The 19,328-nt window shown below is 65.7% G+C and carries 17 protein-coding genes; 16 read left to right on the forward strand and 1 reads right to left on the reverse strand.

Features of this window, described 5'->3' with window-relative positions; all coding sequences use genetic code 11:
- Positions 1-135 precede the first annotated feature (135 nt).
- From SMD14_RS09725 to SMD14_RS09800, 16 genes are all read left to right on the forward strand, one after another.
- On the forward strand, positions 136-1,887 hold the full coding sequence (locus SMD14_RS09725) for an ABC transporter ATP-binding protein (RefSeq protein WP_321216174.1): 1,752 nt from the start codon (positions 136-138) through the stop codon (positions 1,885-1,887).
- Entirely contained in the window at positions 1,884-3,698 is a 1,815-nt protein-coding gene (locus SMD14_RS09730) for an ABC transporter ATP-binding protein (RefSeq protein ID WP_321216175.1), read from the forward strand. The genes SMD14_RS09725 and SMD14_RS09730 overlap by 4 nt, the downstream gene beginning before the upstream one ends.
- The gene (locus SMD14_RS09735; protein WP_157242372.1) at positions 3,698-4,075 is read left to right on the forward strand and encodes a GntR family transcriptional regulator; all 378 of its coding nucleotides are present in this window, start codon (positions 3,698-3,700) and stop codon (positions 4,073-4,075) included. Before SMD14_RS09730 ends, SMD14_RS09735 begins: the two co-directional genes overlap by 1 nt.
- A gap of 47 nt (positions 4,076-4,122) precedes the next feature.
- Positions 4,123-7,044: an excinuclease ABC subunit UvrA gene (gene uvrA, locus SMD14_RS09740; RefSeq protein ID WP_321216176.1), complete on the forward strand. Its 2,922-nt coding sequence runs from the start codon at positions 4,123-4,125 to the stop codon at positions 7,042-7,044.
- 92 nt (positions 7,045-7,136) lie between these two features.
- Positions 7,137-7,853, forward strand: coding sequence for an HAD hydrolase-like protein (locus SMD14_RS09745; RefSeq protein ID WP_321216177.1), 717 nt, complete (start codon positions 7,137-7,139; stop codon positions 7,851-7,853).
- The gene (locus SMD14_RS09750; RefSeq protein ID WP_321216178.1) at positions 7,840-8,508 is read left to right on the forward strand and encodes a lysophospholipid acyltransferase family protein; all 669 of its coding nucleotides are present in this window, start codon (positions 7,840-7,842) and stop codon (positions 8,506-8,508) included. Before SMD14_RS09745 ends, SMD14_RS09750 begins: the two co-directional genes overlap by 14 nt.
- 80 nt (positions 8,509-8,588) lie before the next feature.
- The gene (gene uvrC, locus SMD14_RS09755; protein WP_321216179.1) at positions 8,589-10,613 is read left to right on the forward strand and encodes an excinuclease ABC subunit UvrC; all 2,025 of its coding nucleotides are present in this window, start codon (positions 8,589-8,591) and stop codon (positions 10,611-10,613) included.
- A 90-nt stretch (positions 10,614-10,703) separates the two neighbouring features.
- Entirely contained in the window at positions 10,704-11,627 is a 924-nt protein-coding gene (rapZ, locus tag SMD14_RS09760; protein ID WP_157242370.1) for an RNase adapter RapZ, read from the forward strand.
- Complete coding sequence (gene yvcK, locus SMD14_RS09765; RefSeq protein WP_321216180.1) at positions 11,627-12,643, forward strand: uridine diphosphate-N-acetylglucosamine-binding protein YvcK; 1,017 nt, start codon at positions 11,627-11,629, stop codon at positions 12,641-12,643. The genes rapZ and yvcK overlap by 1 nt, the downstream gene beginning before the upstream one ends.
- Positions 12,644-12,652: 9 nt before the next feature.
- Complete coding sequence (gene whiA, locus SMD14_RS09770) at positions 12,653-13,633, forward strand: DNA-binding protein WhiA (protein ID WP_015937022.1); 981 nt, start codon at positions 12,653-12,655, stop codon at positions 13,631-13,633.
- Positions 13,634-13,732: 99 nt separating this feature from the next.
- Complete coding sequence (locus SMD14_RS09775; RefSeq protein WP_188808970.1) at positions 13,733-14,359, forward strand: superoxide dismutase; 627 nt, start codon at positions 13,733-13,735, stop codon at positions 14,357-14,359.
- A 262-nt stretch (positions 14,360-14,621) separates the two neighbouring features.
- Positions 14,622-15,632 (forward strand): type I glyceraldehyde-3-phosphate dehydrogenase, encoded by a 1,011-nt coding sequence (gap, locus tag SMD14_RS09780; RefSeq protein WP_321216181.1) that lies wholly within the window; start codon positions 14,622-14,624, stop codon positions 15,630-15,632.
- 10 nt (positions 15,633-15,642) lie between these two features.
- Positions 15,643-16,869, forward strand: coding sequence for a phosphoglycerate kinase (locus SMD14_RS09785; RefSeq protein WP_157242366.1), 1,227 nt, complete (start codon positions 15,643-15,645; stop codon positions 16,867-16,869).
- 95 nt (positions 16,870-16,964) lie between these two features.
- Positions 16,965-17,780: a triose-phosphate isomerase gene (gene tpiA, locus SMD14_RS09790; protein WP_321216182.1), complete on the forward strand. Its 816-nt coding sequence runs from the start codon at positions 16,965-16,967 to the stop codon at positions 17,778-17,780.
- A gap of 46 nt (positions 17,781-17,826) precedes the next feature.
- Positions 17,827-18,084 (forward strand): preprotein translocase subunit SecG, encoded by a 258-nt coding sequence (secG, locus tag SMD14_RS09795; RefSeq protein ID WP_104997906.1) that lies wholly within the window; start codon positions 17,827-17,829, stop codon positions 18,082-18,084.
- Positions 18,085-18,200: 116 nt separating this feature from the next.
- Entirely contained in the window at positions 18,201-18,590 is a 390-nt protein-coding gene (locus tag SMD14_RS09800; protein ID WP_157242365.1) for an RNA polymerase-binding protein RbpA, read from the forward strand.
- On the opposite strand, the gene pgl is transcribed toward SMD14_RS09800, so the two are convergent.
- On the reverse strand, positions 18,543-19,313 hold the full coding sequence (gene pgl, locus SMD14_RS09805; RefSeq protein ID WP_157243216.1) for a 6-phosphogluconolactonase: 771 nt from the start codon (positions 19,311-19,313) through the stop codon (positions 18,543-18,545). The two genes, SMD14_RS09800 and pgl, sit on opposite strands and share 48 nt — an antisense overlap.
- Between the last annotated feature and the right edge of the window lie 15 nt (positions 19,314-19,328).

The raw sequence follows: 19,328 nt of genomic DNA on the forward strand, positions 1-19,328 counted from the left end.
CACTCCTGTCACACGCGTGACAACTCTGGAATGTGATCTGGCCTACAATGACGGGGTGGCTGATGGGGGAGAGGCCGCCGCAGGCTGTTCCCTCCGCCGACTGACCCAACTGGAGGTACGTTGCTGATCGGACTGATGAGCCGGCTGCTTGGGGGCCACAAAGCCCATGTGGCTGCCATCGTAGTCCTCCAGCTGGTCCAGGCTGCGGCCACCCTGCTGCTGCCCACGGTCAACGCAGCAATCATCGATGACGGCATCGTTGCCGGAAACCACACAGTCATCCCGCGCCTGGGAATCACCATGGCGGCGCTGGCCGTAATCCAGGCCGTTGCCGCCATCGCCGCGGGGTACCTCGCCGCTGTGGCGGCCATGAGGATCGGGCACCAGCTGCGGGCGGAGATCTTCTCCAAGATCCAGTCATTGTCCTCCCGGGAGGTGGCGGCCTTCGGAACCCAGAGCCTGGCCACCCGGGCCACCAACGACACCCAGCAGATCCAGGCCTTCGCGGTCCTCGTGTTCACCATGCTGGTTGCCGGCCCGGCCATGGGCCTGGGCGGCATTGTCCTGGCACTCCAGCAGGACCTGCCGCTGTCCGCGGTTGTGATCGTCATTGTGCCCCTGCTCCTGATCATCATGTACTTCATCGTGGGCCGCCTCATCCCGCTGTACCGCGAGGGGCAGGAACACCTCGACCGTGCAGGGGGCATTCTCCGCGAGCAGATCATGGGCGCCAACGTCATCCGGGCCTTTGTCCGCCAGGACCACGAAGTCCGGCGCTTCGCCCGGATCAACAGCATCCTGACAGCCAACAACCTCCAGTCGGCGCTGCTGGTGGCAGGAATGCTGCCTCTGGTCATGCTGGTGGTGAACCTTTCCTCCGTGGCCGTCGTCTGGTTCGGCGGGCAGCGGATCCAGGCCGGACTGATGAACATCGGGGCGTTGGCCGCCTTCATTGCCTACATCCTGCAAATCCTCCTGGCCATCATGATGGCCATGTACGTGCTCATGACGGCGCCCCGGGCTGCAGTGTGCGCGGAGCGCATCGGTGCCGTACTTGATGCCGAACCCTCCGTGCGCGACCCGCAGCAACCCAGTCTGTTGCTTCCCGCGCCGGCGGGCGGTGCGCAGCATCCTTCCGCCAAGCCGGGGGTTCTCCAGTTCAAGGGCGTGGGTTTTTCCTATCCTGGAGCGGAGGCCCCCGTCCTCGCGGACATCAGCTTCACAGCCGTTCCGGGCACCACCACCGCCATCGTGGGGTCCACTGGCAGCGGAAAGTCCACGCTGCTGAACCTCATTCCGCGATTCCTCGACCCGACGGCAGGAACCATCACCCTAGACGGCGTGGACATCCGGGAGCTGCGGCTCGAAACCCTTCGTGCTGCCATGTCCATAGTCCCGCAGCAGTCCCACCTGTTTTCGGGGACCATCGCGGACAACCTCCGGATGGCAGCACCGGACGCATCGGACGCAGAGCTTTGGCGCGCCCTCGAAACGGCCCAGACCATGCGGTTCATGAGCGTGCTGCCGTTGGGGCTTGCCACCCCCGTTGGCCAGGGCGGGACCAACCTGTCCGGGGGGCAACGGCAACGTTTGTGCATCACCCGCGCGCTGCTGAGGAAGGTGCCGCTGTACCTTTTTGATGACAGCTTCTCGGCACTGGACTATGACACGGACGCGAGGTTGAGGCAGGCCCTGGCCGCGGAACTTGCCTCCAGCACAGTGATAGTGGTGGCAGAACGGATTGCCGCAGTGGAAAGCGCAGACCGCATTTTGGTCTTGGACGGCGGGCGCCTGGTGGCGCAGGGTACGCACGCCGAACTGCTTGAGATTTCCCCCACGTACCGGGAGATCGCGGACTCGCAGCTGGCCCTGGAGGGGCGGTCATGACGCTTCCGGCCGTTGCCCCAGGGGTGCCAGGGAGGTTTTGGCCAACAACTGGACGGCTTCTGGGCCTGCTCCTCCCGTTCAGGCGCTTCATGGTGGGCGCCGTGGTGGCTACCTGCACCTTTGCGGGGCTCAACGTGGCCGCGCCGAAATACCTCGGTGACGCCACCGATGTGGTGGTGGACGGCGTCATGCTGGGATCCCTTGACCAGGGACGTCTTGGCCTGTTGCTGGCGGGGGTGGCGCTGATGTATGTCCTGGCCTCGCTGTTCAACTGGATCCAGGGAGCGCTGACAGCCCGGTCGGTACAGGGGCTCATGTATAACTTGCGGGCCTCGCTCGAGGACAAACTCCACCGCCTGCCCTCCACCTATTTCCAGGAACGCTCCCGGGGCGATGTCCTGAGCCGCGCCACCAATGACATCGACAACATCGCCCAGGCCCTGAACCAGCTCCTCACCCAGCTGATCATGTCCTTCCTCATGCTCTGCGGGTCCCTGGCAATGATGCTCTGGATCTCGCCGCTGCTCGCCGCAATCGCGGTGGCGACTGTTCCGCTGTCCACCCTGATCACCGTGCTCGTGGCCCGGCGTTCGCAGGCGCACTTCGCCAGACAGTGGACCGAAACCGGCCAGTTGAACGCGCACGTGGAGGAGCTCATAACCGGACACGAGGTGATCAAAGCCTTCGGACACCAGGACAAGGCCGCCGAAATATTCGCCGGAAGCAACGGTCGGCTGGCGCGCGCAGCTACCAGGGCCCAGTATTCAGCCGGTGTGGTCCAGCCGCTGATGGTGCTGATGTCCAACCTCAATTACATTGCCGTGGCCGTGGTGGGCGCGCTCCAGGTCCTTGCCGGCGCCATGACCATCGGCGGGATCCAGGCGTTCATCCAGTTCAGCAGGCTCTTTAGCCAGCCGGTGGGCCAAATCGGCGGGATGCTCAACCTCATCCAGTCCTGCGCTGCGTCCGCTGCACGTGTTTTCGACCTCCTGGACACGGAGGAGGATCCCGCGGAGCCGTCCGCGGGATCCACCGCGGCCCTGGCCGGCGGCCCGATCGTCTTTGACGACGTGACTTTCGGATACCCGGAATCAGCCCCGGCGGTGCGCAACCTTTCCTTCTCCGTCGAGCCGGGCCAGACCGTAGCGATTGTGGGGCACACCGGTGCAGGGAAGACGACTGTGGTGAACCTCCTGATGAGGTTCTACGGGCCCGGATCGGGCCGCATAACCATGGGAGGACAGGACATTGCCGGGATTCCCCGGGACCGCCTCCGGGAGCAGTTCGGGGTGGTGCTCCAGGACGCGTGGCTCTTCGCCGGCACCATCAGGGAAAACATTGCCTACGGCCGGCCGGACGCCACGGACGCCTGCATCAGGGCGGCCGCCGAGGCCACTTACGTCGAACGGTTCGTCAGGGCACTGCCCGACGGCTATGACACCGTCCTGGAAAACGGCGGGGAACCCCTTAGCCAGGGTCAACGGCAACTGGTCACCATAGCCCGGGCACAACTGGCCGGCAGGGCTGTCCTGATCCTGGACGAGGCCACCAGCTCGGTCGACTCCCGGACCGAACTGCTCATCCGCCAGGCAATGCAGCGCCTGCGGCAGGGCAGGACGAGCTTCGTGATAGCCCACCGTTTGTCCACCGTCCGCAACGCTGATCTAATTCTGGTCATGGATCACGGCCGCATTGTCGAGCAGGGCACACACCGAAGCCTCCTGTCCGCCAACAGCTACTACGCCCGGCTTCACAACGCACAATTCTCCGTCCGGCCCGGCCGTGCGGACGCCCTTGAGGCCGGCCTTTGATGCCCGCATCCGGCTTCCCCGGAACATGGAAACCGAACACTGCCAGCTCCGTGGCGCTGTTTGAACAGCTGCGGCTCCAGGTCATCCACCAGGTGGACAACGGAGCCCTCCCGCCGGGGACCCGGCTGCCCGCCGTCAGGGCCCTGGCCGAGCGCCTGGATGTGGCTCCGCATACAGTGGCCCGCGCCTACAAGGAGCTCGAAGCCGCCGGAATCGTTGCCACCCACGGCAGGAACGGAACAACGGTGTGCGCACGTGACGAACGTCTCGGCGGGCTCTCAGCCGCCGCAGCAGCCTACGCTGCCGCGGCCAAAGCGCAGGGCGCCACGTTCGCCGAGGCGGTGAAGCTGCTGGCCGCCGCCTACGACGCCGGCTGACCGCCCCCGCGTGGATGTTCGAAGAAGTTTTCGATTAGCATAGTGGAGTGCCTAAAGCCGTAGCCGAAGAAACAGCCGTCCACCCCGTTTCCGTCGCAGCAGCACCCGCCGCCGCACCACACCGTCCGGACCTCTCCCGCCTGGTCGTCAAGGGCGCGCGGGAGCACAACCTGCGGAATGTGGACCTCGACCTGCCCCGGGATGCGATGATCGTCTTCACCGGGCTGTCAGGATCCGGGAAGTCCTCCCTGGCTTTCGACACCATCTTCGCAGAGGGCCAACGGCGCTACGTGGAATCGCTGTCCGCCTACGCGCGCCAGTTCCTGGGCCAGGTGGACAAGCCGGACGTCGACTTCATTGAGGGACTGTCGCCGGCGGTCTCCATCGACCAGAAGTCCACCAGCAAGAACCCCCGTTCCACGGTGGGCACCATCACCGAAATCTACGACTACATGCGCCTGCTCTGGGCCCGTGTCGGCCGGCCCCACTGCCCCGTGTGCGGCGAGCCGGTGGCCAAGCAGACTCCGCAGCAGATCGTTGACCAACTGCTGGAGCTTGACCAGGGTACCCGCTTCCAGGTCCTGGCCCCGGTGGTGCGTGGCCGCAAGGGCGAATTCGTTGACCTCTTCAAGGAACTGACCGCAAAGGGCTACTCCCGTGCACGCGTTGACGGAAACCTGGTCCAGCTAAGCGACCCGCCCAAGCTGGGCAAGCAGTTCAAGCACACCATCGAGGTGGTGGTGGACAGGCTGGTGGTCAAGGAAGGCATCAGCCAGCGGCTCACCGACTCCATTGAGACCGCGCTGGGCCTGGCCGAGGGCCGCGTCCTGGCCGAGTTCGTGGACCTTGAAGCGGACGATCCCGGCCGGCTGCGGGCCTTCTCCGAAAACCTGGCCTGCCCCAACGAGCACCCCCTTGCCATCGACGAGATCGAGCCCAGGTCCTTCTCGTTCAACAACCCCTTCGGCGCCTGCGCGGCCTGCAGCGGCATCGGCACCAAGCTGGAGGTGGACGAGGAACTCATCGTTCCCAACCCGGAACTTTCGCTGGCCGAGGGAGCCATCGCCCCGTGGTCGCTTGGCACAGCCACCACTGAATACTGGAACAGGCTCCTGGAGGGCCTCGCCAAGGAACTCGGCTTCTCCATGGACACGCCGTGGGAGAAGCTTGGCAAGGACGTGCGCCAGACCGTGCTGCACGGCAAGGACCACAAGGTTGTGGTGCAGTACCGCAACCGCTTCGGCCGGGAACGGAAGTACAGCACCGGATTCGAAGGCGCCATCCAGTACGTCCACCGCAAGCACGGCGAAACGGACTCCGACTGGGCCCGCGACCGCTACGAAGAGTACATGCGGCAGATTCCCTGCCCGGCCTGCAACGGGGCGCGCCTCAACCCTGCCTCCCTGTCGGTGCTGATCAACGGCAAGTCCATCGCCGACGTCGCTGCCCTGCCCATGCGTGACTGCGCCGCGTTCCTGAACAACCTTGTCCTGACGGGCCGGGAAGCGCAGATTGCCCACCAGGTGCTCAAGGAGATCCAGGCCCGGCTGACCTTCCTGCTCGACGTCGGGCTGGAATACCTGAACCTTGAGCGTCCGTCCGCCACCCTATCCGGCGGTGAGGCCCAGCGCATCCGCCTTGCCACCCAGATCGGCTCGGGCCTGGTGGGTGTCCTGTATGTGCTGGACGAACCGTCCATCGGGCTGCACCAGCGCGACAACCGGCGGCTGATCGACACCCTTACCCGGCTCCGCGACATGGGCAATACGCTCATCGTCGTTGAGCACGACGAAGACACCATCCACGTGGCTGACTGGATCGTGGACATCGGACCCGGCGCGGGCGAGCACGGCGGCCAGGTGGTCCACTCCGGCTCCTACAAGGACCTGCTGGAGAACACCGCATCCCTCACCGGCGACTACCTGTCCGGGCGCAAGAAGATCGAAGTCCCGAAGAAACGCCGCAAGTACGACAAAAAGCGTGAGCTGAAGGTGGTGGGCGCGAGGGAGAACAACCTCCTGAACGTGGACGCGGCGTTCCCGCTGGGGCTCTTCACCGCGGTCACCGGGGTGAGCGGCTCCGGCAAGTCCACGCTGGTCAACGAGATCCTCTATAAGGTGCTGGCCAACAAGCTCAACGGCGCCAAGCAGGTAGCCGGCCGGCACAAAACCGTCCAGGGCCTGGAGCACCTGGACAAGGTGGTCCACGTGGACCAGAGCCCTATCGGGCGCACCCCCCGTTCCAACCCCGCCACCTACACGGGGGTGTTCGACAACATCCGCAAGCTGTTCGCGGAAACCACTGAGGCGAAGGTACGCGGGTACCTGCCCGGCCGGTTCTCGTTCAACGTCAAGGGCGGCCGCTGCGAGGCGTGCTCGGGTGACGGAACGCTGAAGATCGAGATGAACTTCCTGCCCGACGTCTACGTCCCCTGCGAGGTGTGCCATGGTGCGCGGTACAACCGGGAGACGCTCGAGGTGCACTACAAGGGCAAGACCATCGCGGACGTGCTGAACATGCCCATCGAGGAAGGCGCCGAGTTTTTCGCTGCCTTCTCGCCCATCGCCCGGCACCTCAACACCCTCGTGGACGTTGGCCTGGGCTACGTCCGCCTGGGCCAGCCGGCCACCACGCTGTCCGGCGGCGAGGCGCAGCGCGTGAAGCTGGCCGCCGAACTCCAGAAGCGGTCCAACGGGCGCAGCGTCTACGTGCTGGACGAGCCCACCACGGGGCTCCACTTCGAGGACATCCGCAAGCTGCTGATGGTCCTGCAGGGGCTGGTGGACAAAGGCAACACCGTGATCACCATCGAACACAACCTGGACGTCATCAAGAGCGCGGACTGGATCGTGGACCTCGGGCCGGACGGCGGTTCCGGCGGCGGCCAGATCGTGGCATCAGGAACGCCGGAGGAGCTGGCCAAGTCCACTGCCAGCCACACAGCCGCGTTCCTCGCTGAAATCCTGTAGAAGCGCGGCGAGGTCTCCTGACGTAATCCAAATGTATGCCGCTGCGCGTATGCGAGTTTCAGGCATGAGTGGTGTCGTGAGAAACTAACCCGGTGACTCAAACAACAGTGCCCGTGATCTTTGACCTGGACGGCACTCTTGTCGATCCGGCCGGGGGAATAACAGACGGAATCTCCTTTGCCCTGAACGCCATGGGGCTTCCCGTTCCCGGGCAGGACCTGCTCCACGCGATGATCGGCCCGAAACTCAGCGATTCCCTGCTGAATGTGGCTAACGTGCCGGCGGACCTGCTGGACGAGGTCATCCGCCTGTACCGCGAGTACTACGTCGCCACCGGGATCGCGCAGGGCCGGATCTACCCGGGCGTCCGTGAAGTCCTGGAGTCCTTCGCGGAAGCCGGGCTCCCGGTGGCTGTTGCCACCCAGAAGCCGCAGCGCCTTGCCCGCACTGTGCTGGCACACCATGGAATCGACGGGTTGTTCCACGGCATCCACGGCTCTGAGGATGACGAAAGCGCGGTGCAGGGGGTTCCGCTCGGCAAGACAGGGATCATCGCCGCTGCATTGAAGGACCTGAACACGCAGCATGCCGTGATGGTGGGGGATCGGGCACAGGATGTTTCAGGGGCCATCGCCAACGGCCTGGACTGCATCGGCGTGGCTTGGGGATTTGCGCCCGACGGCGAGCTGGAGGAGGCCGGTGCGGTGGCCGTGGTGGAAACCGCGGAGGGCCTGGTGGAGCTTCTCCGGCAGATGCAGGCCATCCACTCCGCGGCCCTGGGGGAGGTGACCAACGATGGCAATGTTTGATGCTGTCCGCTGGACCACGCGCAGCCTGATCTCGAGCACCTGCCGGCCCACCGTCGTCGGCCTCGAAAACGTTCCTGCCGACGGGCCGTTCATCGTCGCCCCGAACCATCTGTCATTCTTCGACAGCGTGATCGTCCAGGCCCTGATGCCGCGCCCCGTTGCCTTCTTCGCGAAGGCCGAATACTTCACAACCGGAGGCGTCAAGGGCAAGGTCATGAAGGCCTTTTTCGAGTCCGTGGGTTCCATTCCCGTGGAGCGGGGTGAGCAGGCCGCAAGTGTCCAGGCACTCAAGACGCTGCTGGACATCCTGGAATCCGGCAAGGGAATCGGCATCTATCCGGAAGGCACCCGCTCCCGTGACGGCATCCTCTACCGGGGACGCACCGGCGTGGGATGGCTGGCGCTCACCACCGGGGCACCGGTGATTCCCGTTGGACTTATCGGTACGGAAAACCTCCAGCGCGCCGGTGAGAGCGGGGTACGCCCGCAGCATTTCACCATGAAAGTGGGGGAGCCGCTGTACTTCGACAAGACCGGGCCGGACCATTCGCTGCCGGCCCGGCGGGCAGTGACTGACCGCATCATGGACGCCATTGCCGAACTCAGCGGACAGGAACGCTCCACCAGTTACAACCAGAGCAAGGCCACGGAATAACCCCGGTTCCAGCCGGATTTAAGGGCCGCGAGGACCGCCGGGTGGCAAAGGCACCCGGCGCGCCTCAGTAGACTGGATAGGTGGCAAATCCAGCAAGTTACCGGCCCAAGACGGGGGAGATTCCCACCAACCCGGGGGTGTACCGCTTCCGTGATGCGCACGGCCGCGTCATCTATGTCGGCAAGGCCAAGAGCCTCCGTTCCCGCCTGAACTCCTACTTTGCCAACCCTGCCGGCCTGCTGCCCAAGACCTACGCCATGGTCCACGCCGCCAGCAGCGTCGAGTGGACGGTGGTGGGCAGCGAACTCGAGTCGCTGCAGCTGGAATACACCTGGATCAAGGAATTCAAGCCGCGGTTCAACGTGGTGTTCCGTGACGATAAGACCTACCCCTACCTGGCCGTCACTGTCGGCGAGAAGTACCCGCGCGTGCAGGTGATGCGCGGCGACAAGCGAAAGGGCACCCGCTACTTCGGCCCCTACACGGCAGGCGCCATCCGGGAGACCATGGATACCCTGTTGCGAGTCTTTCCGGTCCGCAGCTGCAGCGCCGGGGTGTTCAAGCGCGCCGAGGCCAGCGGCCGGCCCTGCCTCCTGGGCTATATCGATAAATGCTCTGCCCCATGCGTGGGAAGGATCTCCCCGGAAGACCACCGGGCACTCGCTGAGGACTTCTGCGCCTTTATGGGCGGCGAGGCCAAGCGCTTCATCGCGAAGCTGGAAAAGCAGATGGCGGAAGCAGTAGCCGAACTTGACTACGAGCGTGCTGCCCGGGTCCGCGATGACATCACCGCCTTGCGGAAAGTCTTTGAGCGCAACGCCGTGGTCCTCGCGGAGGACACCGACGCCGACATCTTCGCCCTGCACGAAGACGAACTGGAAGCTGCGGTCCAGGTTTTCCATGTCCGCGGCGGCCGCATCCGCGGCCAGCGTGGCTGGGTAGTTGAAAAGGTGGAGGATTCCACCACCCCGGACCTCGTGGAGCACCTCCTGCAACAGGTGTACGGCGAGGACGGCGATAGCCATGGCAGGCTGCCGCGCGAGGTCCTGGTGCCCGTCGCCCCCAGCAATACCGAGGAACTGGCGCTGTGGCTGGGCGGACTGCGCGGGGCAAAGGTTGATATCCGGGTCCCGCAGCGCGGGGACAAGGCCGCGTTGATGTCCACGGTGCGCGAAAATGCCGAGCACGCCCTGAAGCTTCACAAGACCCGGCGCGCGGGGGATCTCACCGTGAGGTCGCAGGCATTGCAGGAGCTCCAGGAGGCGCTGGACCTGCCGGTGCCGCTGCTGCGGATCGAGTGCTTCGACGTCTCGCACGTCCAGGGCACCAACGTGGTGGCCTCCATGGTGGTGGTGGAGGACGGGCTGCCCAAGAAAGCGGACTACCGGAAATTCTCGGTCACCGGACCGGCAGCGGCGGACGACACCGCCGCGATGCATGACGTCCTCACCCGCCGGTTCCGCCACTACCTGCAGGACAAGTCCGCGCAGGTGGGTGAGGCTGCCCTGGCCGGCGTCCCGGCGGAGGCCGAAGAGGGGCTTGGACAGGAACAGGAAGCGCAGGCCGGCCTGCTGGATACCACCACGCCTGCACCGCGGGCCAGGTTCGCCTACCCGCCCAACCTGGTGGTGGTGGACGGCGGCAAGCCCCAGGTCAATGCTGCAGCCCGTGCCCTCGCCGATCTCGGCATTGACGACGTCTACGTGGTGGGCCTGGCCAAGCGGCTCGAGGAAGTGTGGCTGCCGGACAGCGACTTCCCGGTCATCCTCCCCAGGACGTCCCAGGGGCTGTACCTGCTGCAGCGGATCCGTGACGAAGCCCACCGCTTCGCCATTTCCTTCCACCGGCAAAAGCGGGGGAAGGCCATGACCGTGTCCGCCCTGGACGGCGTGCCGGGACTGGGTGCCTCCAAACGGAAAGCCCTGCTGGCCCACTTTGGTTCCGTGAAGGGCGTCAAGGCCGCCTCGGCGGCTGAGCTGTCCCAGGCGAAGGGCATCGGCCCTGCCCTTGCCGGCGCCATCGTGAACCACTTCGCGCCGGACGGACCGGAAGCTGCGGCTGTCCCTGCCATCAACATGACCACCGGCGAAATCATTGAAACTTAGCGGAGTCCCCTGAAACTTGGCTAGGGTAATGAACGGGGTTTCCGCCAACGCGGCAGCCTGCAGGACAACAACAGGAACGGGGCGGACTTAATGGCAGAGACGACGGCGGAATCCGGGGCCGGGGAGGACGGGCTGCAGCCCGTCAAGCCCCTCGAAGCGGAGCTGCTGGTGGTCACCGGAATGTCCGGAGCCGGGCGGAGCACGGCTGCCGATGCGCTGGAGGACCACGGCTGGTATGTCGTGGAGAACCTTCCGCCGCAGATGCTCGGAACCTTGGCCGACCTTGTGTCCCACGCCCCGCAGTCCATTCCGCGGCTGGCGGTGGTCATCGACGTCCGCAGCAAGGGCCTGTTCGCCGACATCCGGGCCGCGCTGGGAGCATTGGCCTCCAGCGGAGTGGCTTTCCGGGTGCTCTTCCTGGACGCCAGCGACAACGTCCTGGTCAGGCGGTTCGAGCAGGGACGCCGGCCGCATCCGCTGCAGGGCGGCGGCCGCATCCTCGACGGCATTGCCGCCGAACGGGAGTTGCTCCAGGAACTGCGCGACAGCTCAGACGTCGTCCTGGACACCTCCGGCTACAACGTCCACGGCCTTGCCACCGCCATCACCGAACTCTTCAGTGAAACGGGGCCCGTTGCCCTGCGGCTGAACGTCATGAGCTTCGGCTTCAAGTACGGCCTGCCCGTTGACGCCAACTACGTTGCGGACGTCCGGTTCATCCCCAACCCGCACTGGGTGCCCCAGCTGCGCCCGCACACCGGGCTGGACAAGGATGTCAGCGACTACGTCCTGGAGGCGGAAGGGGTCAAGAACTTCGTGGACCGCTACGTCATGGCCCTCGAGCCCGTCCTGGACGGTTACCGCCGCGAGAACAAGCACTACGCCACCATCGCCGTGGGCTGCACGGGCGGGAAGCACCGCTCAGTGGCCGTCGCCGTCGAGCTTTCCAAGAAACTGGCACAGTTCCCCAGAGTCACGGTGACCACCACGCACCGGGATCTGGGCCGGGAGTAATGTCGCTTTTCACCGGGGCCCTGCCGCTGGTTCCGCCCGCCGGAGCAGCGGGCGGCCAGCAAAACAAAGGCCCCAAGGTAGTTGCCCTGGGCGGCGGCCACGGCCTGTCGGCGTCGCTGTCCGCGCTGCGCCTCCTCACTTCGGACCTGACGGCGGTGGTGACGGTAGCGGACGACGGCGGCTCGTCCGGGCGCCTGCGCGAGGAGTACGGTGTCCTGCCGCCGGGGGACCTGCGCATGGCGTTGGCCGCCCTGTGTGACGACACTGACTGGGGACGCACCTGGCGGGACGTCATGCAGCACCGGTTCCGTCCCGGCAAGGGCCCGGGCGGCTCCCTGGACGAACATGCCATGGGCAACCTGCTGATCGTCACCCTCTGGGAACTGCTGGGCGACGCCGTCGCCGGGCTCAAGTGGGCAGGCGCGCTCCTTGGAGCACGCGGCCAGGTCCTGCCCATGTCCACCGTGCCGCTCACCATCGAAGGTGACGTCCGGATCACCGCCCCTGACGGCGGCTCCGCCCTGCACACCATCCGGGGCCAGGCGCGCTGCGCGGTAGCGGGATCCCTGGAGGAGGTGCGGCTCCTGCCCGGAGCCGCCCCCGCCTGCGTTGAGGCACTTACTGCGATCGAGCTCGCGGACTGGGTCATCCTGGGGCCCGGCTCCTGGTACACCTCCGTGCTGCCGCACCTCCTCCTGCCCGAGATGCGGGAGGCACTGTGCCAGACGCCGGCGAAGCGCTGCCTCACCATGAACCTGGCCACGGATACCAAGGAAACGTCCGGCATGACCGCCGCGGACCACCTTGACGTGCTGCGAAGATATGCCCCCGGGTTCAGCGTGGACGTTGTCCTGGCAGATCCCGCCTCCGTCCCTGACCGGCAGGAGTTCGAGAAAGCCGCCGGGATGATCGGCGCCGAGGTGGTCTTGGGTAAAGTAGGGGCGTCGGGCCGCCGTCCCGTCCACGACCCCCTGCGTCTGGCGACGGCGTACCACGACGTTTTTGGGAACAGTTAGGAAGGTGCCATGGCACTGACAGCATCGGTCAAAGAAGAACTGTCCCGTCTGGACATCAAAAAGTCATCAGTACGCAAGGCCGAGGTATCCGCCATGCTCCGCTTCGCGGGCGGGCTGCACATCATCTCCGGCCGGATCGTCATCGAGGCCGAGGTGGACCTGGCGTCCACCGCGCGGCGCCTCCGGGCAGCAATCGCCGAAGTGTACGGCCACCAGAGCGAAATCATCGTCGTTTCTGCCGGGGGACTGCGGCGCGCCAGCCGCTACGTGGTCCGGGTGGTGCGTGACGGCGAGGCGCTGGCCCGCCAGACAGGCCTCCTCGACGGCCGCGGCCGCCCCGTGCGCGGGCTGCCGTCCGCCGTCGTCAACGGCTCAGCGGCCGACGCCGAAGCGGTGTGGCGAGGGGCTTTCCTGGCGCACGGCTCGCTGACCGAGCCGGGGCGCTCATCGTCTCTGGAAGTTACCTGCCCCGGACCGGAATCGGCCCTGGCGCTCGTGGGGGCGGCGCGCCGGCTGGACATCCAGGCCAAGGCCCGCGAAGTCCGCGGCGTGGACCGGGTGGTCATCCGGGACGGCGACACCATTGCGGCGCTGCTGACCCGCATGGGTGCCCATGACGCCCTGATGGTGTGGGAGGAACGGCGGATGCGCAAGGAGGTGCGTGCCACCGCCAACCGCCTGGCCAACTTCGACGACGCCAACCTGCGCCGCTCCGCCCAGGCCGCCGTGGCAGCAGGGGCGCGCGTGGACCGGGCCCTGGAAATCCTCGGCGACGACGTGCCGGACCACCTGAAGTACGCCGGCGAACTGCGGGTGGCGCACAAGCAGGCCAGCCTGGACGAGCTCGGCCGCCTGGCGGACCCGGTGATGACCAAGGACGCGATTGCCGGAAGGATCCGCCGGTTGCTGGCCATGGCGGACAAACGTGCGCTGGACCTGGGCATCCCCGGGACGGACGCCAATGTGACGCCTGAAATGCTGGACGAGTGACAGCCCCATAGAATCAAAAAGATTCCGGGCGCCAGCCGCCCGGATGCATAATCCGAGAGTTACCAACCGGACCGAATGTCCACGATATTGGAGGATTTTGTGACCGAGTACGTATTGCCCGAACTCAGCTACGATTACGCCGCCCTGGAGCCGCACATTTCCGCGCGGATCATGGAGCTGCACCACAGCAAGCACCACGCAGCCTACGTGGCCGGCGCCAACAACGCCCTGGCCCAGCTGGCCGAAGCCCGGGAGAAGGGCGACTTCGCCAACATCAACCGGCTCTCCAAGGACCTCGCCTTCCACACCGGCGGCCACGTCAACCACTCCGTCTTCTGGAACAACCTCTCCCCGGACGGCGGCGACAAGCCCGAGGGTGAACTCGCTGCGGCCATCGATGACGCGTTCGGCTCGTTCGACGCGTTCCGCGCGCAGTTCTCCGCTGCGGCACTGGGCCTGCAGGGCTCCGGCTGGGGTTTCCTCGCCTACGAGCCCATCGGCGGCAACCTGGTCATCGAGCAGCTGTACGACCAGCAGGGCAACGTTGCGCTCGGCACCACCCCGCTGCTGATGCTGGACATGTGGGAGCACGCCTTCTACCTGGACTACGTCAACGTAAAGGCCGACTACGTCAAGGCGTTCTGGAACATCGTGAACTGGGCCGACGTCGCCAAGCGGTTTGAGGCTGCGCGCACCAACGCCACGGGGCTCATCACCCTCCCGTAGTGAACACCGCCGCACCGCGGTGTAACAAACTTCACATTTCGGACATATGACGGCTGGGATGTGGACGGTCCGCCCCCGCACTTGCGGGGGCGGACCCAGTTAAACGTAAGATAGGTCACGGAAGGCGGTTAGCCTTCAGCAATGAGGCTGGTCGCCCTCCGTATGTAAATCATCTCTGCCCAATGGCGTGCGGGATCTGTTAGTTGGCTTGATAGCCCGCTCAACTAGTTGTGCTTCTGAAAGCACCAAGGAGACTGAACAAGTGACGACCCGTATTGGTATCAACGGCTTTGGCCGTATTGGCCGCAACTACTTCCGCGCAGCACTCGCACAGGGCGCGGACCTGGAGATCGTTGCAGTCAACGACCTCACCAGCCCCGAAGCACTCGCGCACCTCTTCAAGTACGACTCCGTCGGCGGCCGCCTGAAGGAAACCATCGAGGTCAAGGACGGCAACATCGTCGTCAACGGCAACGTCGTCAAGGTCCTCGCCGAGCGCGATCCCGCCAACCTCCCGTGGGGGGAACTGGGCGTTGACATCGTCATCGAGTCCACCGGCTTCTTCACCAAGGCCGCCGCTGCACAGAAGCACATTGATGCAGGCGCCAAGAAGGTCCTGATCTCCGCCCCGGCGTCCGACGAGGACATCACCATCGTGATGGGCGTAAACCACGGCCTGTACGACAACGCGACGCACCACATCATCTCCAACGCTTCCTGCACCACCAACTGCCTCGGCCCGCTGGCCAAGGTCATCAACGACGAGTTCGGCATCGAGCGCGGCCTCATGACCACCGTGCACGCCTACACCGCGGACCAGAACCTGCAGGACGGCCCGCACAGCGACCTGCGCCGTGCGCGCGCCGCGGCCATCAACATGGTTCCCACGTCCACCGGTGCGGCCAAGGCCATCGGCCTGGTGCTGCCCGAGCTCAAGGGCAAGCTGGACGGCTACGCCATCCGCGTCCCGGTCCCCACCGGCTCCGCCACCGACCTCACCGTCACCGTCTCCCGCGAGACCACCGTGGAGGAAGTCAACGCAGCCCTCAAGCGCGCCGCCGAATCCGAGGAACTGCAGGGATTCCTGACCTACACGGACGAGCCCATCGTGTCCTCCGACATCGTGGGCGACCCCGCATCCTCCATCTTCGACTCCGGCCTGACCAAGGTCATCGGCAACCAGGTCAAGGTTGTTTCCTGGTATGACAACGAATGGGGCTACTCCAACCGCCTCGTAGACCTTACGGAGCTTGTCGCATCCAAGCTGGGCTAGGGTTAGACACATGACATCTCACACCCTCAACGAACTGATCGCTGAAGGTGTCCGCGGGCGGTACATTCTGGTTCGAAGTGACCTGAATGTGCCGCTCGACGGCTCTACAGTCACTGATGATGGCCGCATCAAGGCCTCCCTGCCAGTGCTGTCAAAGCTCACGGACGCCGGTGCCCGCGTGCTGGTAACAGCCCACCTCGGACGCCCCAAGGGCGCTCCTGAGGACAAGTACTCCCTTCGCCCCGCAGTAGCCCGCCTGGCGGAGCTGGCCGGCTTCAAAGCCACCCTTGCCGCGGACACCGTGGGCAGTGCCGCCAAGGAAGCAGCAGCCTCCCTGCAGGACGGCGAAGTGCTTGTCCTGGAGAACGTCCGCTTCGATGCCCGCGAAACCAGCAAGGACGACGCCGAGCGCGGCGCCTTCGCTGACGAGCTGGTTGCCCTGACTGGCGGCAACGGCGCCTATGTGGACGATGCCTTCGGAGCGGTGCACCGCAAGCACGCCAGCGTGTACGACGTCGCCACCCGGCTTCCGTCCTACCTTGGCGACCTCGTGCACACCGAGGTGGAGGTCCTGCGCAAGCTGACGGCCGACACGCAGCGCCCCTATGTGGTGGTGCTCGGCGGTTCCAAGGTCTCCGACAAGCTGGCAGTCATCGAAAACCTGCTGGGCAAGGCCGACACCATCCTGGTGGGCGGCGGAATGCTGTTCACGTTCCTCGCCGCGGCCGGGCACAAGGTCGCCTCCAGCCTGCTCGAGGAAGACCAGATCCCGGTGGTCCAGGACTACCTCAAGCGTGCGGCAGGCGCCGGCACCGAATTCGTGGTGCCTACGGACGTCGTGGTTGCGGAGAAGTTCGCCGCCGATGCCGCGCATGAGACTGTCCCCGCGGACAACATCGAAGGCAGCAGCTTCGGTGCCCAGGGCATCGGCCTGGACATCGGCCCCGAGTCCGCCGCAGCATTTGCCGAGCGGATCAAGGGCGCCAAGACGGTCTTTTGGAACGGTCCGATGGGGGTCTTCGAGTTCGAAGCTTTCTCCGCCGGGACGCGTGCCATCGCCCAGGCCCTGACTGAGACCGAAGCGTTCACCGTGGTGGGCGGCGGCGACTCTGCTGCGGCCGTACGCACGCTTGGCTTCGCTGACGACCAGTTCGGACACATCTCCACTGGTGGAGGCGCAAGCCTGGAATACCTCGAAGGCAAGGAACTCCCGGGGCTCAGCGTCCTCGACCGCTAACGCCTTTCCGGCAGCAGTACCTGTCCCTCCGGCCGGCAGGTTGCCCCGCGGCAGCCTGCCGGCCGAACACATATCTAGAACTTTTTGGAGAATACGTGACTACGTCAACGAACGGCGCTTTCGACCGCAAGCCCTTCATCGCGGGCAACTGGAAAATGAACATGGACCACGTGCAGGGCATCACCCTCCTGCAGAAGCTCGCCTGGACCCTCTCGGACGCCAAGCACGACTACAGCCGGGTCGAAGTTGCCGTCTTCCCCCCGTTCACGGATCTCCGCGGCGTCCAGACCCTTGTCCAGGGCGACGACCTGGACATTGCCTACGGCGGGCAGGACCTCTCCCAGTTCGATTCGGGAGCGTACACCGGAGACATCTCGGGCCAGTTCCTTAACAAGCTGGGCTGCAAGTACGTCCTGGTGGGCCACAGCGAACGCCGCACCATCCACAACGAAACCGACGACGTCCTCAACGCCAAGGTCAAGGCCGCCTTCAAGCACGGCATCACGCCCGTGCTCTGCGTCGGTGAAGGCCTGGAGATCCGCCAGGCCGGCACCCACGTCAGCCACACCCTGGAGCAGCTTCGGGCCGGCGTTGCCGGGCTTAGCGGCGAGCAGGCCGCCGACCTGGTCGTCGCCTACGAACCTGTCTGGGCCATCGGCACCGGCGAAGTAGCCGGCCCGGAGGACGCCCAGGAGATGTGCGCCGCCATCCGCGCTGAGCTCGGGACGCTGTTCGGCGCCGATGTTGCCGCCAGGACGCGGCTGCTCTACGGCGGCTCGGTCAAGGCCAACAACGCCGCCGCAATCCTCAAGGAACGCGACGTGGACGGCCTGCTCGTGGGCGGGGCAAGCTTGGATCCTGCCGAGTTTGCTAATATTGTCAGGTTCGAGAGTCACTTGGTGACGGACTAGTCCGTCCGCCCAACTCCCGCAATCCCCAACTTCCGGAAAGGCCGTCGTGGACGTTCTTCATGTCATTCTGCAGATCCTCCTGGGCATCACCAGCCTCCTGCTGACGCTGCTCATCCTCCTTCACAAGGGCAGGGGCGGCGGGATGTCGGACATGTTCGGCGGCGGCATGAGCTCAGGCCTCAGCTCGTCGGGCGTCGCCGAACGCAACCTGAACAGGTTCACGGTGGTGCTTGGCGTGACGTGGGGCATCGTCATCATCGCGCTGGGACTGATCATGCGGTTCAGCGGCGGCGGGGACTCCTGACTACCTAATCAGCGAAAAGTGCCGTGGCGGAAACTGCCGCTGCACAGGTCTGCCAACTAAACTGTGGCTGTCGGTTCCCGACAGCCACAGTTCTGTTTAAGCAGGCAGGAGTCCCGATGATTCATCCGTCGTCAGGCTTCCGGGGCACCCGCGCGGGCGTCACGGAAGGAACGGGTTTCAGCTTCGAGTCGGAGGACCATGGGAAGCCGTTGCCGCGCATCCGGGTCTCGTACTGGTGCGCGAAGGGCCACGAAACCACCCCGGTATTCCTCAAACTCCCCGAGGACCAGATTCCGCTCGTCTGGGACTGCCGGAAGTGCGGCGGCCCGGCATCCCGGGATGGCGAGGCAGCGGCCGCCGACGCCTTGGACGACGGCTATAAAAGCCACCTTGAGTACGTTAAAGAGCGGCGCTCCGACCAGGACGCCGAAGATGTCCTGGCCGGAGCGCTGGAAAAACTACGCGCCCGCGGCGTCCTTCCGGACGAGCTGCTGGGGGACACGTGAGGCCGCGTTTTCGTCGATAAGCCACAGGGTCCGGGACGTCCCCCGTGGTCCTGCGGCCGGGACCTGGACGGGGTTGGCGCCTGCCAGTGCCAGACCCACGGCGCCGGCCTTGTCCTCGCCCGCCACCACCATCCACACCTCGGAGGCCGTATTAATGGCCGGCAGCGTCAGGGATACCCGCAGGGGCGGCGGTTTTGGCGAGTTCCTGACTCCCACCACAGTGCGTTCCTTTTCGCGGATGCCGGCCTGCTCCGGGAACAGCGACGCGACGTGCGCATCCGGACCGACGCCCAGCAGGACGACGTCCAGGCGCGGCAGCGCGGACGGCTCCTCCGGCCGGTCGTCGGACATGTCGGCAGCGTGCTCGGCGGCTGCAGCTTCCCGCAACCGCCGGGCGTAATCCTCGGCGGCTTCTTCCGGGGTGCCGAAGTCATCCGCGGACCCCGGTTCGTGGATCCGTTCAGGGTCCACGGGGATGTGCGACAGCAGGGCGTCGGACGCCTGCTTCGTATTCCGTTCCGGGTCCCCGGCGGGGAGGAAGCGCTCGTCGCCCCACCAGAAATTCACCTTTGACCAATCGACCGCCGGGGCAGCCGGGGAGTCAGCAACAGCCTTTAGCGTGCCGATACCCACGGTTCCCCCGGTCAGCACCACGGTGGCCTCGCCGAACTTGTCCTGCACATCAACGAGCTTGGTGATCAGGCGGGCCGCGATCGCGGCCATCAGGACGGACGAATC

Source organism: Pseudarthrobacter oxydans (assembly GCF_034258515.1).
Classification (GTDB): domain Bacteria; phylum Actinomycetota; class Actinomycetes; order Actinomycetales; family Micrococcaceae; genus Arthrobacter.

What these genes read in the sequence shown, in the direction of transcription:
- SMD14_RS09725 (WP_321216174.1), top strand. Translation starts at nt 136, where the DNA reads ATGAGCCGGCTGCTTGGGGGCCACAAAGCCCATGTGGCTGCCATCGTA.
- SMD14_RS09730 (WP_321216175.1), top strand. Translation starts at nt 1,884, where the DNA reads ATGACGCTTCCGGCCGTTGCCCCAGGGGTGCCAGGGAGGTTTTGGCCA.
- SMD14_RS09735 (WP_157242372.1), top strand. Translation starts at nt 3,698, where the DNA reads ATGCCCGCATCCGGCTTCCCCGGAACATGGAAACCGAACACTGCCAGC.
- SMD14_RS09750 (WP_321216178.1), top strand. Translation starts at nt 7,840, where the DNA reads ATGGCAATGTTTGATGCTGTCCGCTGGACCACGCGCAGCCTGATCTCG.
- rapZ (WP_157242370.1), top strand. Translation starts at nt 10,704, where the DNA reads ATGGCAGAGACGACGGCGGAATCCGGGGCCGGGGAGGACGGGCTGCAG.
- yvcK (WP_321216180.1), top strand. Translation starts at nt 11,627, where the DNA reads ATGTCGCTTTTCACCGGGGCCCTGCCGCTGGTTCCGCCCGCCGGAGCA.
- whiA (WP_015937022.1), top strand. Translation starts at nt 12,653, where the DNA reads ATGGCACTGACAGCATCGGTCAAAGAAGAACTGTCCCGTCTGGACATC.
- SMD14_RS09785 (WP_157242366.1), top strand. Translation starts at nt 15,643, where the DNA reads ATGACATCTCACACCCTCAACGAACTGATCGCTGAAGGTGTCCGCGGG.
- SMD14_RS09800 (WP_157242365.1), top strand. Translation starts at nt 18,201, where the DNA reads ATGATTCATCCGTCGTCAGGCTTCCGGGGCACCCGCGCGGGCGTCACG.
- pgl (WP_157243216.1), bottom strand. Translation starts at nt 19,313, where the DNA reads ATGGCCGCGATCGCGGCCCGCCTGATCACCAAGCTCGTTGATGTGCAG.